The following is a 279-nucleotide window of genomic DNA, read 5'->3' as shown; positions in this document are numbered from 1 at the left end:
GCTCCAGGCAGGCGAGCCGCCGATCGGGGAAGTCGCGCAGCCGCGGACAGAACCGGATGCCCAGGCTGTCGCACAGGAAGTGGACGTGATCCGAACTGCCCCCGGTATCGGTGTAGTGCTCGGCGATGGTCAGGCCGGTGCCGTGGTGCAGAAGCCCGTCGAGCACGTAGGGGGCCTCGTGCTCGGCCGCCGCCATGCTGACCGAACGCATCGGCCCGTGCTGGTCGGAGGTGTGGGTGTAGAAGCAGTAGCCCGGCTCGATGCCGTGGCGGGCGTTGA

General features: G+C 69.2%; 1 protein-coding gene. It reads right to left on the bottom strand.

What is annotated here, in order from left to right:
* Positions 1 to 279, bottom strand: a 279-nt coding sequence (locus tag KZZ04_RS19000; RefSeq protein ID WP_219423811.1) for a Tn3 family transposase, incomplete at both ends; no start/stop codon positions are given.

It is taken from the genome of Pseudoalteromonas sp. CR1, assembly GCF_019392235.1.
Lineage (GTDB): Bacteria > Pseudomonadota > Gammaproteobacteria > Enterobacterales > Alteromonadaceae > Pseudoalteromonas.
This window is presented reverse-complemented; position numbering and strand designations above follow the sequence as displayed.